General features: G+C 55.4%; 13 protein-coding genes. All 13 read left to right on the top strand.

The annotated features are described in order from the left end of the window. The first annotated feature begins 2 nt into the window (after positions 1–2). Entirely contained in the window at positions 3–1,769 is a 1,767-nt protein-coding gene (locus ACRCWW_RS09430; protein ID WP_438682182.1) for a peptidoglycan glycosyltransferase FtsI, read from the top strand. Continuing rightward, positions 1,756–3,243, top strand: coding sequence for a UDP-N-acetylmuramoyl-L-alanyl-D-glutamate--2,6-diaminopimelate ligase (murE, locus tag ACRCWW_RS09425; RefSeq protein ID WP_438682181.1), 1,488 nt, complete (start codon positions 1,756–1,758; stop codon positions 3,241–3,243). Before ACRCWW_RS09430 ends, murE begins: the two co-directional genes overlap by 14 nt. Continuing rightward, positions 3,240–4,598, top strand: a complete 1,359-nt coding sequence (gene murF / locus ACRCWW_RS09420; RefSeq protein WP_438682180.1) for a UDP-N-acetylmuramoyl-tripeptide--D-alanyl-D-alanine ligase — start codon at positions 3,240–3,242, stop codon at positions 4,596–4,598. Before murE ends, murF begins: the two co-directional genes overlap by 4 nt. Then, positions 4,592–5,674, top strand: a complete 1,083-nt coding sequence (mraY, locus tag ACRCWW_RS09415) for a phospho-N-acetylmuramoyl-pentapeptide-transferase (RefSeq protein WP_404658697.1) — start codon at positions 4,592–4,594, stop codon at positions 5,672–5,674. Before murF ends, mraY begins: the two co-directional genes overlap by 7 nt. 2 nt (positions 5,675–5,676) lie before the next feature. Next, complete coding sequence (gene murD / locus ACRCWW_RS09410) at positions 5,677–6,993, top strand: UDP-N-acetylmuramoyl-L-alanine--D-glutamate ligase (protein WP_438682202.1); 1,317 nt, start codon at positions 5,677–5,679, stop codon at positions 6,991–6,993. After that, a complete protein-coding gene (gene ftsW, locus ACRCWW_RS09405) occupies positions 6,993–8,237 on the top strand; it encodes a cell division protein FtsW (RefSeq protein ID WP_438682179.1) in 1,245 nt (414 codons plus the stop codon). The genes murD and ftsW overlap by 1 nt, the downstream gene beginning before the upstream one ends. Next, a complete protein-coding gene (murG, locus tag ACRCWW_RS09400) occupies positions 8,234–9,301 on the top strand; it encodes an undecaprenyldiphospho-muramoylpentapeptide beta-N-acetylglucosaminyltransferase (protein ID WP_438682178.1) in 1,068 nt (355 codons plus the stop codon). Before ftsW ends, murG begins: the two co-directional genes overlap by 4 nt. Before the next feature lie 57 nt (positions 9,302–9,358). Next, entirely contained in the window at positions 9,359–10,834 is a 1,476-nt protein-coding gene (murC, locus tag ACRCWW_RS09395; protein ID WP_438682177.1) for a UDP-N-acetylmuramate--L-alanine ligase, read from the top strand. Further along, positions 10,827–11,747, top strand: a complete 921-nt coding sequence (locus ACRCWW_RS09390; protein ID WP_438682176.1) for a D-alanine--D-alanine ligase — start codon at positions 10,827–10,829, stop codon at positions 11,745–11,747. Before murC ends, ACRCWW_RS09390 begins: the two co-directional genes overlap by 8 nt. 1 nt (position 11,748) lies before the next feature. Next, positions 11,749–12,582, top strand: a complete 834-nt coding sequence (gene ftsQ, locus ACRCWW_RS09385) for a cell division protein FtsQ (RefSeq protein ID WP_438682175.1) — start codon at positions 11,749–11,751, stop codon at positions 12,580–12,582. Beyond that, complete coding sequence (gene ftsA, locus ACRCWW_RS09380) at positions 12,579–13,835, top strand: cell division protein FtsA (protein ID WP_097162871.1); 1,257 nt, start codon at positions 12,579–12,581, stop codon at positions 13,833–13,835. Before ftsQ ends, ftsA begins: the two co-directional genes overlap by 4 nt. Before the next feature lie 62 nt (positions 13,836–13,897). Then, on the top strand, positions 13,898–15,049 hold the full coding sequence (ftsZ, locus tag ACRCWW_RS09375; RefSeq protein ID WP_438682174.1) for a cell division protein FtsZ: 1,152 nt from the start codon (positions 13,898–13,900) through the stop codon (positions 15,047–15,049). Between the two features lie 100 nt (positions 15,050–15,149). Then, positions 15,150–15,676 (top strand): UDP-3-O-acyl-N-acetylglucosamine deacetylase (gene lpxC, locus ACRCWW_RS09370; protein WP_438682173.1); only part of this gene is annotated, 527 nt, incomplete at its 3' end.

The following is a 15,676-nucleotide window of genomic DNA, read 5'->3' as shown; positions in this document are numbered from 1 at the left end:
CAATGAAAGCAGCGGCAAAGACGCTTAAACCAAAACGTCAGGAAGAACAGGCCAACTTTATCAGTTGGCGTTTTGCGTTGCTTTGCGGGTGCATTTTGCTGGCGATGGCTTTCCTGCTGGGCCGCGTGGCCTGGTTACAGATAATCAATCCGGACATGCTGGTGCGTCAGGGCGACATGCGCTCGCTGCGCGTGCAGGAAGTCTCAACGTCCCGTGGCATGATTACCGACCGCTCTGGTCGCCCGCTGGCGGTGAGCGTGCCCGTAAAAGCGATTTGGGCCGATCCGAAAGAGCTGCATGACGCCGGTGGCGTGAGCATTGATAACCGCTGGAAGGCGTTAGCCGATGCGCTCAACATGCCCCTGGATCAGCTGGCAACGCGTATCAACAGCAACCCGCGCATGCGCTTTATCTATCTGGCGCGTCAGGTTAACCCTGATATGGCCGACTACATCAAAAAGCTCAAGCTGCCGGGGATTCATCTGCGTGAAGAATCCCGCCGTTATTACCCTTCAGGGGAAGTGACTGCTCACCTCATTGGCTTCACCAACGTCGACAGTCAGGGGATTGAAGGCGTCGAAAAAAGCTTTGATAAATGGCTGACTGGCCAGCCAGGCGAGCGCATCGTGCGTAAAGACCGTTACGGTCGCGTCATTGAAGATATCTCTTCCACCGACAGCCAGGCAGCACACAACCTGGCGTTGAGCATTGACGAACGCCTTCAGGCACTGGTTTATCGCGAACTGAACAACGCCGTGGCGTTTAACAAAGCGGAATCGGGCAGCGCAGTGCTGGTGGATGTCAGCACCGGTGAAGTACTGGCGATGGCAAACAGCCCCTCTTATAACCCGAACAACTTTACCGGCACGGCAAAAGACGCGATGCGTAACCGCGCAATCACCGACGTCTTCGAGCCGGGTTCCACCGTTAAACCGATGGTGGTGATGACGGCATTGCAACGCGGCATCGTCAACGAAAACACGGTGCTGAATACCATTCCTTACCGAATTAACGGTCACGAAATCAAAGACGTGGCGCGTTACAGCGAATTGACCCTCACCGGGGTACTACAGAAGTCGAGTAACGTCGGGGTTTCCAAACTGGCGTTAGCGATGCCCTCCTCAGCGTTAGTAGATACTTACTCACGTTTTGGATTGGGAAAAGCGACCAATTTGGGGTTGGTCGGAGAACGCAGTGGCTTATATCCTCAAAAACAACGGTGGTCTGACATAGAGAGGGCCACCTTCTCTTTCGGCTACGGGCTAATGGTAACGCCGTTACAGTTAGCGCGAGTCTACGCAACGATTGGCAGCTACGGGGTGTATCGCCCGCTGTCGATTACCAAAGTTGACCCACCCGTTCCGGGAGAACGCATCTTCCCGGAACCCATTGTTCGTACCGTCGTTCACATGATGGAAAGCGTGGCGCTGCCTGGCGGCGGCGGCGTGAAAGCGGCGATCAAAGGCTATCGCATCGCCATCAAAACCGGTACCGCGAAAAAAGTGGGGCCAGACGGTAAGTACATCAACAAATACATTGCTTATACCGCGGGCGTTGCACCAGCCAGCCAGCCGCGTTTTGCGCTGGTGGTGGTGATTAACGATCCGCAGGCCGGTAAGTACTACGGCGGTGCCGTATCTGCGCCAGTGTTTGGTGCCATCATGGGCGGCGTTCTGCGCACCATGAACATCGAACCTGATGCGCTGTCTACGGGCGAAAAAAGTGAATTTGTGACTAATCAAGGCGAGGGAACAGGTGGCAGATCGTAATTTGCGCGACCTTCTGGCTCCGTGGGTGCCAAATGCACCGGAGCGAGCACTGCGAGAAATGACACTCGACAGCCGTGTGGCTGCGTCGGGCGATCTTTTCGTGGCTGTTTTAGGTCATCAGGCGGACGGGCGTCGATATATCCCGCAGGCGATAGCGCAAGGTGTAGCTGCCATTATTGCTGAAGCAAAAGATGAAGCTGCTGATGGCGAAATCCGTGAAATGCACGGTGTGCCCGTCATCTATCTCAGCCAGTTGAATGAACGTTTGTCCGCGCTGGCCGGGCGTTTCTACCATCAACCTTCTGAACAACTCCAACTGGTGGGCGTCACCGGAACGAACGGCAAAACGACCACCACTCAGTTGCTGGCACAGTGGGCGCAACTGCTCGGTGAAACCAGTGCGGTAATGGGTACGGTGGGGAATGGGTTGTTGGGCAAGGTTGTGCCAACGGAAAATACCACCGGTTCTGCGGTTGATGTGCAGCATGTGCTGTCAGGACTGGCAGAACAGGGCGCTTCGTTTGCGGCAATGGAGGTTTCTTCCCACGGTCTGGTTCAGCACCGTGTCGCTGCACTGAAATTTGTGGCTTCCGTGTTTACCAACCTCAGCCGTGACCATCTCGACTATCACGGCGATATGGAGCACTACGAAGCGGCAAAATGGATGCTCTATTCCACGCACCACTTTGGTCAGGCAATCATTAACGCCGATGACGAAGTGGGTCGCCGCTGGCTGGCAAAACTGCCGGATGCGGTTGCGGTATCGATGGAAGATCACATCAACCCGAACTGTCATGGCCGCTGGCTGAAAGCCACTGCAGTGAGCTATCACGACAGCGGAGCGACTATCCAGTTTGACTCCAGTTGGGGTCAGGGCGAAATCGAAAGCCGTCTGATGGGCGCGTTTAACGTCAGCAACCTTCTGCTGGCGCTGGCCACGTTGTTGGCTCTGAATTATCCGCTGGCCGAACTGCTGAAAACAGCATCACGCCTTCAGCCGGTTTGTGGCCGTATGGAAGTGTTTACTGCGCCGGGCAAACCGACCGTTGTGGTCGATTACGCTCACACTCCCGATGCGCTGGAAAAAGCGCTTGAAGCGGCCCGCCTGCACTGTGCCGGTAAACTCTGGTGCGTATTTGGCTGCGGCGGCGACCGCGACAAAGGCAAGCGCCCGCTGATGGGAGCCATCGCTGAGCAGTTTGCGGACATTGCTGTCGTCACCGACGACAACCCACGTACTGAAGAGCCGCGCGCCATCATCAACGATATTCTGGCGGGCATGCTAGATGCAGGCCATGCCAAAGTGATGGAAGGCCGCGCTGAAGCGGTGACGGCCACCATCATGCAGGCGAAAGAAAACGACGTCGTACTGTTAGCCGGAAAAGGCCACGAGGATTACCAGATTGTGGGGACTCGTCGTCTGGATTACTCCGACCGTGTAACCGCAGCCCGTCTGCTGGGGGGGATCGCATGATTAGCGTAACGCTAAGTCAGATAGCCGACATCCTCAATGGCGAACTGCTGGGTAACGATGTGACCATCGATGCTGTCACGACCGATACGCGTAAACTCACGCCTGGCTGCCTGTTTGTCGCCCTGAAAGGCGACCGTTTCGACGCCCATGATTTTGCTGAACAGGCAAAAGCAGGTGGCGCAGGTGCGCTGCTGGTCAGCCGCAAAGTTGATTGCGATTTGCCGCAGGTGTTGGTGAAAGATACCCGTCTGGCGTTTGGTGAACTGGCTGCATGGGTTCGCCAGCAGCTACCGACGCGCGTAATTGCGTTAACCGGCTCTTCCGGCAAGACCTCTGTGAAAGAGATGGCGGCATCGATTCTGAGCCAGTGCGGGAATACGCTCTACACCGCAGGTAACCTGAACAACGATATCGGCGTGCCGATGACGCTGTTGCGTCTGACTAAAGAGCACGAGTACGCGGTGATTGAGCTGGGCGCTAACCATCAGGGCGAAATCGCCTGGACTGTCGGTCTGACTCGTCCGGAAGCGGCGCTGGTGAATAATCTCGCGGCGGCACATCTGGAAGGTTTTGGCTCTCTGGCGGGGGTAGCGAAAGCGAAAGGTGAAATCTTCACCGGCTTACCGCTGAACGGTATCGCGATCCTCAATGCCGACAATAACGACTGGCTGAACTGGCAGAGCGTGATTGGCGATCGCAAAGTCTGGCGCTTCTCACCGAATGCGGCGAACAGTGATTTCACGGCCAACAACGTTCACGTTACCAGCCACGGCACCGAATTCACGCTGCAAACGCCAGTGGGCAACATTGACGTTTTGCTGCCGTTACCCGGTCGTCACAATATCGCGAATGCTTTAGCTGCCACGGCTTTGACCATGGCTGTCGGTGCAAATCTGCCAGCCGTAAAAGCTGGGTTAGCCTCACTCAAAGCGGTGCCGGGGCGCTTGTTCCCGATCAAGCTTGCTGAAAATCAGCTCTTACTGGATGACTCCTACAACGCCAACGTCGGCTCAATGACGGCGGCGGCGCAGGTCTTATCCGAAATGCCGGGTTACCGCGTGTTCGTGGTGGGAGATATGGCTGAGCTGGGGGCGGAAAGCGAAGCCTGTCATCAGCAGGTAGGCGAAGCGGCAAAAGCGGCAGGCATTGATTGCGTGCTGAGCGTTGGCAAACAAAGCAAAGCGATCAGCGATGCAAGCGGCGTCGGCGAGCATTTCGCGGACAAAACCGCAGCGATTGCACGCCTTAAGTCACTCATCGAAGAACATCAAATTATCACTATTTTGGTGAAGGGTTCACGTAGCGCTGCCATGGAAGAGGTGGTTCGCGCTTTACAGGAGAATGGGACATGTTAGTTTGGCTGGCCGAACATTTGGTCAAATATTATTCTGGCTTTAACGTCTTTTCCTATCTGACGTTTCGCGCCATCGTCAGCCTGCTGACTGCGCTGTTCATCTCTTTGTGGATGGGCCCGCGCATGATCGCCCGTCTGCAAAAACTCTCTTTCGGTCAGGTCGTCCGTAATGACGGCCCTGAGTCACACTTCAGCAAACGCGGAACGCCAACCATGGGCGGGATCATGATCCTGACCGCGATTGTGGTTTCAGTGCTGCTGTGGGCCTATCCGTCTAACCCGTACGTCTGGTGCGTGCTGGTCGTTCTGGTCGGTTACGGCATCATCGGTTTTGTCGACGACTACCGCAAAGTTGTGCGCAAAGACACCAAAGGCCTGATTGCCCGCTGGAAGTACTTCTGGATGTCGGTGATTGCGCTGGGCGTGGCCTTCGCGCTGTACATGGTCGGGAAAGATACGCCAGCCACCGAGCTGGTTGTGCCGTTCTTTAAAGATGTCATGCCGCAGCTCGGTATCTTCTACATCCTGCTGGCCTACTTCGTGATTGTGGGGACCGGTAACGCGGTTAACCTCACCGATGGCCTGGACGGCCTGGCGATTATGCCAACCGTGTTCGTTTCTGCCGGTTTCGCGCTGGTGGCATGGGCGACCGGTAACATGAACTTTGCGAACTACCTGCATATTCCGTATCTGCGTCATGCGGGTGAACTGGTTATCGTCTGCACCGCGATAGTCGGCGCAGGTTTAGGCTTCCTGTGGTTCAACACTTATCCGGCTCAGGTCTTTATGGGCGATGTCGGTTCCCTGGCTCTGGGCGGCGCACTGGGCATTATCGCGGTGTTACTGCGTCAGGAATTCCTGCTGGTCATTATGGGCGGTGTGTTCGTGGTCGAAACGCTGTCGGTGATTCTGCAGGTGGGCTCCTTCAAGCTGCGCGGTCAGCGCATCTTCCGTATGGCGCCGATTCATCACCACTATGAACTGAAAGGCTGGCCGGAACCGCGCGTCATCGTGCGCTTCTGGATCATTTCACTGATGCTGGTCCTGATTGGCCTGGCCACGCTGAAGGTACGTTAATGATGGCAGATTACCAGGATAAAAACGTTGTCATCATCGGTCTGGGAATGACCGGGCTTTCCTGCGTCGATTTCTTTCTGGCGCAGGGCGTAATGCCTAGGGTAATGGATACCCGAGCCACTCCTCCGGGTCTCGATAAGCTGCCTGAAGAAGTGGAGCGTCATGTTGGTGGTCTGAATGATGACTGGTTGCTGGCGGCGGACTTAATTGTTGCCAGCCCTGGTATTGCCTTAGCGCACCCTTCCTTGATCGCGGCGGCGGATGCTGGTGTTGAGATTGTTGGCGACATCGAACTGTTCTGCCGTGAAGCTCAGGCGCCGATCATCGCTATCACGGGCTCAAACGGCAAAAGTACGGTTACCACGCTGGTGGGCGAAATGGCGAAAGCCGCAGGCGTCAATGTTGGGGTTGGTGGCAATATCGGCCTGCCAGCGCTGATGCTGCTGGATGTTTCCCGTGAGCTGTACGTGCTTGAACTTTCAAGCTTCCAGCTGGAAACCACCTCCAGCCTGCAAGCGGTGGCGGCCACGATCCTCAACGTGACGGAAGATCATATGGATCGCTACCCGTTTGGGCTGCAGCAGTATCGGGCAGCCAAATTGCGCGTCTATGAGAATGCAAAAACCTGTGTGGTGAATGCCGATGATGCGCTGACCATGCCGGTTCGCGGGGCCGATGAGCGCTGCGTGAGCTTTGGCGTCAACATGGGCGACTATCACCTCAATCGCCAGCAGGGCGAAACCTGGCTGCGCGTGAAAGGGGAGAAGGTGCTTAACGTACGTGAAATGAAACTCACCGGGCAACACAACTACAGCAACGCGCTGGCGGCACTGGCTCTGGCAGATGCCGCGGGTTTACCGCGCGCCAGCAGCCTGAAAGCGCTGACCACCTTTACGGGCCTGACGCACCGCTTCCAGTTAGCGCTGGAACATCACGGTGTGCGCTGGATTAATGACTCTAAAGCCACCAATGTCGGCAGCACTGAAGCCGCGCTGAATGGCCTGCACGTCGACGGCACGCTGCATTTACTGCTGGGTGGTGATGGCAAAGCGGCCGATTTTTCTCCGCTTAAAACGTATCTCAAAGGCGATAACGTGCGTCTGTGGTGCTTTGGCCGCGACGGTGATGAACTTGCTGCCCTGCGCCCTGAAGTGGCAACGCGCACCGAAACCATGGAACAGGCGATGCGTGCGATTGCGCCGCAGCTGAAAGCGGGCGATATGGTTTTGCTGTCGCCAGCCTGTGCCAGCCTTGATCAATTTAAGAATTTTGAGCAGCGCGGGGATGTGTTTACCCGCCTGGCGAAGGAGTTAGGCTAATGCGTTTATCTCTCCCTCGCCTGAGATTGCCGCGTCTGCCGGGATCAGGAGTCCTGGTCTGGCTGTTTGCGGCACTGAAAGGCTGGGTGATGGGCTCTCGGCAGAAAGATACCGACAGCCTGGTGATGTACGATCGCACGCTATTGTGGCTGACACTCGGCCTGGCGGCGATTGGTTTTGTCATGGTGACGTCTGCGTCCATGCCTGTCGGGCAACGCCTGGCGAACGATCCGTTTTTGTTTGCCAAGCGTGATGGCCTGTACATCATTTTGGCGTTTTGTTTAGGGCTCATCACGCTGCGTTTGCCGATGGATTTCTGGCAGCGTCACAGCACCGCGATGCTGATTACGTCGATTGGCATGCTGTTGATCGTACTGGTCGTCGGGAGCTCGGTTAACGGGGCATCACGCTGGATTGCACTGGGGCCACTGCGTATTCAGCCTGCGGAACTGACCAAACTGTCGCTGTTCTGTTACATCGCCAACTATCTGGTGCGTAAGGGCGATGAGGTTCGAAACAACCTTCGTGGCTTCTTAAAACCGATGGGTGTGATTTTCGTACTGGCCATCCTTCTGCTGGCTCAGCCAGACCTTGGTACGGTGGTTGTGCTGTTTGTGACGACGCTGGCGATGCTGTTCCTGGCAGGGGCAAAACTGTGGCAGTTCATCGCCATTATCGGCATGGGGATCTCCGCCGTGGTCTTGCTGATCCTTGCCGAGCCGTATCGTATTCGCCGCGTCACCTCATTCTGGAACCCATGGGAAGATCCGTTCGGCAGCGGTTACCAGTTAACCCAGTCTCTGATGGCCTTTGGTCGCGGTGAAATGTGGGGGCAGGGCCTCGGCAACTCGGTGCAGAAACTGGAGTATTTGCCGGAAGCGCATACCGACTTCATCTTCGCCATCATCGGCGAGGAATTAGGCTATATCGGTGTGGTACTGGCGCTTTTAATGGTATTCTTCGTCGCTTTCCGCGCCATGTCCATTGGCCGTAAAGCGCTGGAGATTGACCAGCGCTTCTCAGGTTTTCTGGCTTGTTCGATCGGTGTCTGGTTCAGCTTCCAGGCGTTAGTTAACGTCGGGGCTGCGGCAGGTATGCTGCCAACCAAGGGTCTGACGCTGCCGCTCATCAGTTACGGTGGTTCCAGTCTGCTGATTATGTCGACAGCAATCATGTTGCTGTTGCGAATTGATTATGAAACGCGTCTGGAAAAAGCTCAGGCGTTTACACGGGGTGTTCGATGAGTGGTCAGGCTAAGCGGTTGATGGTGATGGCGGGCGGTACCGGGGGGCATGTGTTCCCGGGGCTGGCTGTTGCGCACCATCTGATGGATCAGGGCTGGCAGGTTCGCTGGCTCGGTACCGCCGATCGTATGGAAGCGGACTTAGTGCCAAAGCATGGGATCGAGATTGATTTCATTCAGATTTCGGGTCTGCGTGGAAAAGGCCTCAAGGCTATGCTTTTTGCGCCGATACGTATCTTCAACGCCTGGCGACAGGCTCGCACCATCATGAAGCGTTTTCAGCCGGATGTGGTGCTGGGAATGGGCGGATATGTTTCGGGTCCAGGTGGTCTGGCAGCGTGGTCATTAGGTATTCCAGTGGTGCTGCACGAGCAGAACGGCATTGCCGGCCTGACCAACAAATGGCTGTCGAAGATTGCTAAAACTGTGATGCAGGCGTTCCCGGGCGCATTCCCTGACGCAGAAGTGGTTGGGAACCCCGTTCGCGTTGATGTACTGGCGCTGCCATTGCCGGAGCAGCGACTGACCGGGCGCGAAGGTGAAATTCGTGTGCTGGTGGTTGGCGGCTCTCAGGGCGCGCGCGTCTTAAACCAGACAATGCCGCAGGTTGCCGCGAAGCTCGACGATCAGATTTCTGTCTGGCATCAAAGCGGGAAGGGTGCGCAGCAAGCCGTTGAGCAAGCTTATGCTGATGCAGGCCAGCCACAGCATAAAGTGACCGAATTTATTGACGACATGGCCGCGGCCTATGCCTGGGCTGATGTGGTGGTTTGTCGCTCCGGCGCGCTGACGGTCAGCGAAATCGCTGCGGCAGGTTTGCCCGCGATTTTTGTGCCGTTCCAGCACAAAGACCGCCAGCAGTACTGGAATGCACTGCCGCTGGAAAAAGCCGGTGCAGCCAAAATTTTTGAGCAGCCGCAGTTCACCGCGGAAGCCGTCGCCAACACGTTGGCAGACTGGGACAGAAAGACATTGCTGGAAATGGCCGAGCGTGCGCGAGCTGCCGCCATTCCGGATGCTACCGAGCGGGTAGCAAAAGCAGTCAGCCTGGCAGCTCAGGCTTAATCATCGCAGCGCCTTTTGCGTTGCACGAATTTTGAAGTAGTCGATGGCGTTTAGAGAATGAATACACAACAACTGGCGAAACTGCGTTCTATTGTGCCCGAGATGCGTCGCGTCCGGCACATCCACTTTGTCGGCATCGGCGGTGCTGGCATGGGCGGTATTGCCGAAGTGTTGGCGAATGAAGGGTATCAAATCAGTGGGTCGGATCTTGCTCCGAACCCTGTGACTCAGCAGCTGACGGCGCTGGGTGCCACCATTTATTTCAATCATCGCCCGGAAAACGTACTCGATGCGAGTGTGGTGGTGGTTTCCAGCGCCATTTCTGCGGATAACCCGGAAATTGTCGCGGCGCATGAAGCGCGTATTCCAGTCATTCGCCGTGCAGAGATGCTGGCAGAATTGATGCGTTTTCGTCATGGCATTGCCATTGCCGGTACGCACGGTAAAACCACGACTACGGCGATGGTCTCAAGCATTTATGCCGAAGCGGGTCTTGACCCGACGTTCGTTAACGGTGGTCTGGTGAAAGCTGCCGGAGTGCATGCTCGTCTGGGCCACAGCCGTTATCTGATTGCGGAAGCGGATGAGAGCGATGCGTCGTTCCTGCATTTGCAACCGATGGTGGCGATTGTCACCAATATCGAAGCCGACCACATGGACACTTACCAGGGCGACTTCGAGAACTTAAAGCAGACGTTTATTAATTTCCTGCACAATTTGCCGTTTTATGGTCGTGCGGTGATGTGCGTTGATGACCCTGTTATCCGCGAATTGCTGCCACGCGTTGGCCGTCAAATTACCACTTATGGTTTCAGTGACGATGCCGATGTGCGTGTTGAAGATTACAAACAAATTGGCGCTCAGGGGCATTTCACGCTGATTCGTCAGGATCATGCGCCGCTGAAAGTGACGCTGAATGCACCGGGTCGTCACAACGCTCTGAACTCCGCCGCAGCCGTCGCTGTTGCTACGGAAGAAGGCATTGACGATGAAGCTATTCTGCGCGCACTGGAAAGCTTCCAGGGCACGGGGCGTCGTTTCGATTTCCTCGGCGAATATCCGCTAGCGGAAGTGAACGGTAAAAGCGGCAGCGCGATGCTGGTTGACGACTATGGTCATCATCCAACGGAGGTTGATGCCACTATCAAAGCGGCACGTGCGGGCTGGCCGGACAAAAATCTGGTGATGGTATTCCAGCCACACCGTTATACCCGTACGCGTGACCTGTATGACGATTTCGCCAACGTGCTGACGGACGTCGACGCGCTTCTGATGCTGGAAGTCTATCCGGCGGGTGAAGCTCCGATTCCTGGCGCGGATAGCCGCTCACTGTGCCGCACCATTCGTGGCCGTGGCAAGGTGGACCCCATCCTGGTCTCTGATCCGGCGAAAGTTGCAGAAATGCTGGCACCCGTACTGACGGGCAACGACCTGATTCTGATTCAGGGAGCGGGAAATATCGGCAAAATTGCGCGTAACTTAGCTGAAATCAAACTCAAGCCGCAAACTCAGGAGGAAGAGCGCCATGGCTGATAGAATCGCTGTCCTCCTCGGCGGCACTTCCGCAGAGCGAGAGGTTTCTCTGAATTCTGGCGCGGCTGTGCTGGCGGGCTTGCGCGAAGCGGGTATCGACGCACACGGCGTTGATCCTCGCGATGCGGATATCACGCAACTCAAAAATCAGGGTTTTAAGAAAGCGTTTATTGCGCTGCACGGACGCGGTGGGGAAGATGGCACGCTTCAGGGGGTGCTGGAGCTGATTGGCCTGCCTTATACCGGTAGCGGCGTGATGGCTTCTGCAATTTCTATGGATAAACTGCGCAGCAAATTGCTGTGGCAGGGCGCTGGTTTACCGGTGGCTCCGTGGGTGGCACTGACCCGTGATGAGTTTGCCCATGGCCTTTCGCAAGACCAGCAGCAGCGCATTTCCGCCCTGGGATTACCGTTGATTGTGAAGCCGAGTCGTGAAGGTTCAAGCGTGGGCATGTCGAAAGTGGGCGAAAAGGGTGCGCTTAACGACGCCTTAACGCTGGCTTTTCAGCACGATGAAGAAGTATTGATTGAAAAATGGTTAAGCGGGCCGGAATTTACCGTCGCCGTACTCGGTGAAGAAATTTTACCTTCAGTCCGCATCCAACCGGCTGGAGTCTTCTATGATTATGAGGCGAAGTATCTCTCTGACGAGACGCAGTATTTCTGCCCTGGTTGTGAAGATCCAGCGCGTGAACAAGAAATGCACACTCTGGTGCTAAAAGCCTGGAAAGTCCTGGGTTGTGCAGGCTGGGGACGCATTGATGTGATGCAGGATAGCGATGGCCAGTTGTATCTGCTGGAGGCGAACACCTCTCCAGGCATGACCAGCCACAGCCTGGTGCCGATGGCGGCGCGTCAGGCTGGCATGAGCTTCTCGCAGTTAGTGGTACGCATTTTGGACCTGGCGGGTTGATATGTCGCAGGCAGCACTGAATACACGGAACCGTGAAGAAGAGGAAATCGCTTCTTCACGCAGAAATAATGGAACGCGTCTTGCAGGGATAGTGTTCCTGCTCGCGGTATTATGCACCGTGTTGATGAGCGGCTGGATGGTGCTGGGCTGGATGGAAGATGCGCAGCGGCTGCCGCTGTCAAAACTGGTGGTGACCGGGGAACGTCACTACACAAGAAATGATGATATTCGTCAGGCGATCCTGGCGTTGGGGCCACCGGGCACCTTCATGACCCAGGACGTCAACATCATTCAGAGCCAGATTGAACGTCTGCCGTGGATCAAGCAGGCAAGCGTTCGTAAGCAGTGGCCGGACGAATTGAAGATTCATCTGGTTGAATATGTGCCGATTGCGCGTTGGAATGATCAGCATATGGTGGATAGCGACGGCAATGCCTTTAGCGTGCCGACCGATCGCACCAGTAAACAGAATCTGCCCATGTTGTATGGCCCGGAAGGCAGCGAGAGTGAAGTGCTGCAAGGCTATCGCGATATGGGGCAGATGCTGGCGAAAGGGAAATTTACGTTGAAAGTGGCGGCGATGACCGCACGCCGTTCCTGGCAGTTGACGTTGAGTAACGACATCAAACTGGACCTGGGACGTGGCGATACGATGAAAAGGCTTGAGCGCTTTTTAGAACTCTATCCTGTTCTACAGCAGCAGGCGCAGACCGATGGCAAACGGATTAGCTACGTTGATTTGCGTTATGACTCAGGCGCGGCGGTGGGTTGGCAGCCTGCTCCCGTAGAGGATACACATCAACAACAAAATCAGGCACAGGCAGAGCAACAATGATCAAAGCGACGGACAGAAAACTGGTAGTAGGACTGGAAATTGGTACCGCGAAGGTAGCCGCTTTGGTAGGGGAAGTTCTGCCCGACGGAATGGTGAATATTATTGGCGTGGGCAGTTGCCCATCCCGGGGTATGGACAAAGGTGGCGTGAACGACCTTGAATCCGTGGTGAAATGCGTACAGCGTGCCATTGATCAGGCGGAGTTAATGGCGGATTGCCAAATCTCGTCAGTGTATCTGGCGCTTTCAGGCAAACATATTAGCTGTCAGAATGAAATTGGTATGGTGCCCATCTCTGAAGAAGAGGTGACGCAGGAAGATGTTGAGAACGTAGTGCATACGGCGAAGTCCGTACGTGTGCGTGACGAACATCGTGTTCTGCACGTGATCCCGCAGGAGTACGCCATCGACTATCAGGAAGGGATCAAAAATCCGGTTGGCCTTTCCGGTGTGCGTATGCAGGCAAAAGTGCACTTGATCACATGTCACAACGATATGGCGAAAAACATTGTGAAAGCCGTGGAACGTTGTGGTCTGAAAGTTGACCAACTTATTTTTGCCGGGCTGGCATCGAGTTATTCAGTCCTGACGGAAGACGAACGTGAGCTGGGCGTCTGTGTGGTTGACGTTGGCGGTGGTACCATGGATATCGCCGTTTATACGGGCGGAGCGCTGCGTCATACCAAGGTTATCCCGTATGCCGGGAACGTGGTGACCAGCGATATCGCTTACGCCTTCGGCACACCGCCAAGCGACGCCGAAGCGATTAAAGTTCGCCATGGCTGTGCATTGGGCTCCATCGTCGGGAAAGACGAAAGCGTTGAAGTGCCAAGCGTAGGTGGTCGTCCACCGCGTAGTCTGCAGCGTCAGACGCTGGCAGAAGTGATTGAGCCGCGTTATACCGAGTTGCTCAATCTGGTGAACGAAGAGATTTTGCAACTGCAGGAACAGCTGCGCCAGCAGGGTGTCAAACACCACCTGGCTGCGGGGATTGTTCTGACCGGAGGCGCGGCGCAAATTGAAGGCCTGGCGGCCTGTGCGCAGCGTGTGTTCCATACCCAGGTTCGCATTGGCGCACCGCTGAACATCACCGGACTGACGGATTATGCCCAGGAGCCGTATTATTCAACGGCGGTGGGCCTGCTGCACTACGGGAAAGAGTCACACCTGAGTGGTGAAGCGGAAGTGGAAAAACGTGTCGCAGTGAGTTCATGGATTAAGCGAATTAATACCTGGCTGCGAAAAGAGTTTTAATTTTTTAAGAGAGCGCAGAAAATTAGCGTTCTCAGGCGACAGGCACAACGGAGAGAGAAACTATGTTTGAACCTATGGAACTGACCAACGACGCGGTGATTAAAGTCATCGGCGTCGGTGGTGGCGGTGGCAACGCCGTCGAACACATGGTGCGCGAGCGCATTGAGGGTGTTGAATTCTTCGCCGTTAACACCGACGCCCAGGCGTTGCGTAAAACGGCCGTTGGCCAGACCATCCAGATTGGTAATGGTATTACCAAAGGCCTGGGTGCTGGTGCAAACCCGGAAGTCGGTCGCAACGCGGCAGACGAAGACCGTGAAGCACTGCGTGCTGCCCTTGAAGGTGCAGACATGGTGTTCATCGCCGCTGGTATGGGTGGTGGTACGGGTACCGGTGCGGCTCCTGTAGTCGCTGAAGTCGCAAAAGATTTGGGTATCCTGACCGTTGCTGTCGTGACGAAGCCTTTCAACTTTGAAGGCAAGAAGCGCATGGCATTCGCGGAGCAGGGTATCGCCGAGCTGTCCAAGCATGTGGACTCTCTGATTACTATCCCGAACGACAAGCTGCTGAAAGTGCTGGGTCGTGGGATTTCTCTGCTTGATGCATTCGGTGCGGCGAACGACGTTCTTAAAGGCGCAGTGCAGGGTATCGCAGAGCTGATTACACGTCCGGGTCTGATGAACGTCGACTTTGCAGACGTGCGCACCGTGATGTCCGAAATGGGCTACGCGATGATGGGCTCTGGCCTGGCTAGCGGTGAAGACCGTGCGGAAGAAGCGGCTGAAATGGCTATCTCTTCTCCACTGCTGGAAGATATCGATCTGTCTGGCGCGCGTGGTGTGCTGGTTAACATCACTGCAGGCTTCGATCTGCGTCTGGATGAGTTCGAAACCGTGGGTAACACTATCCGTGCATTTGCTTCGGATAATGCGACCGTGGTTATCGGTACTTCACTGGACCCGGACATGAACGACGAACTGCGCGTGACCGTTGTTGCCACCGGTATCGGTATGGACAAACGTCCAGAAATTACTCTGGTGACCAACAAACAACAGCAGCAGCCAGTGATGGAACGCTACCAGCAGCACGGTATGGCTCCGTTGACGCAAGAGCAGAAGCCGGTCGCAAAAGTGGTAAACGACAATACGCCGCAAACCACCAAAGAACCGGATTATCTGGACATTCCAGCCTTCCTGCGTAAGCAAGCTGATTAAGAATTAGCTGGAAGTTGGGTATCTGCGCTCTTTGTGCTAAACTGGCCTGCCGAATGTATAGTACACTTCGGTTGGATAGGTAATTTGGCGAGATTATACGATGATCAAACAAAGGACACTTAAACGTATCGTTCAGGCGACTGGCGTCGGTTTACACACCGGCAAGAAAGTCACGCTGACGTTGCGCCCTGCGCCGGCAAATACCGGGGTCATCTATCGTCGCACCGACTTGAATCCACCGGTTGATTTTCCGGCAGATGCCAAATCTGTGCGTGATACCATGCTCTGTACTTGCCTTGTCAACGAGCATGACGTGCGGATTTCAACGGTTGAGCACTTGAATGCCGCGCTGGCGGGCTTGGGTATCGATAACATTGTTATTGAAGTCGATGCGCCAGAAATCCCGATCATGGATGGCAGTGCTGCACCGTTTGTCTATCTGCTGCTCGATGCAGGGATCGATGAACTGAACTGCGCGAAGAAATTTGTGCGCATTAAAGAAACGGTTCGCGTTGAAGATGGCGACAAATGGGCTGAATTCAAGCCGTACAATGGTTTCTCGTTGGATTTCACCATCGACTTTAACCATCCGGCGATTGACGGCAGCAACCAGCGTTATGCCATGAA

This window comes from Scandinavium sp. (assembly GCF_051650185.1).
Classification (GTDB): domain Bacteria; phylum Pseudomonadota; class Gammaproteobacteria; order Enterobacterales; family Enterobacteriaceae; genus Scandinavium.
Note: the sequence above shows the minus strand (reverse complement) of the source record. Positions and strands in the feature narration are given on the sequence as shown.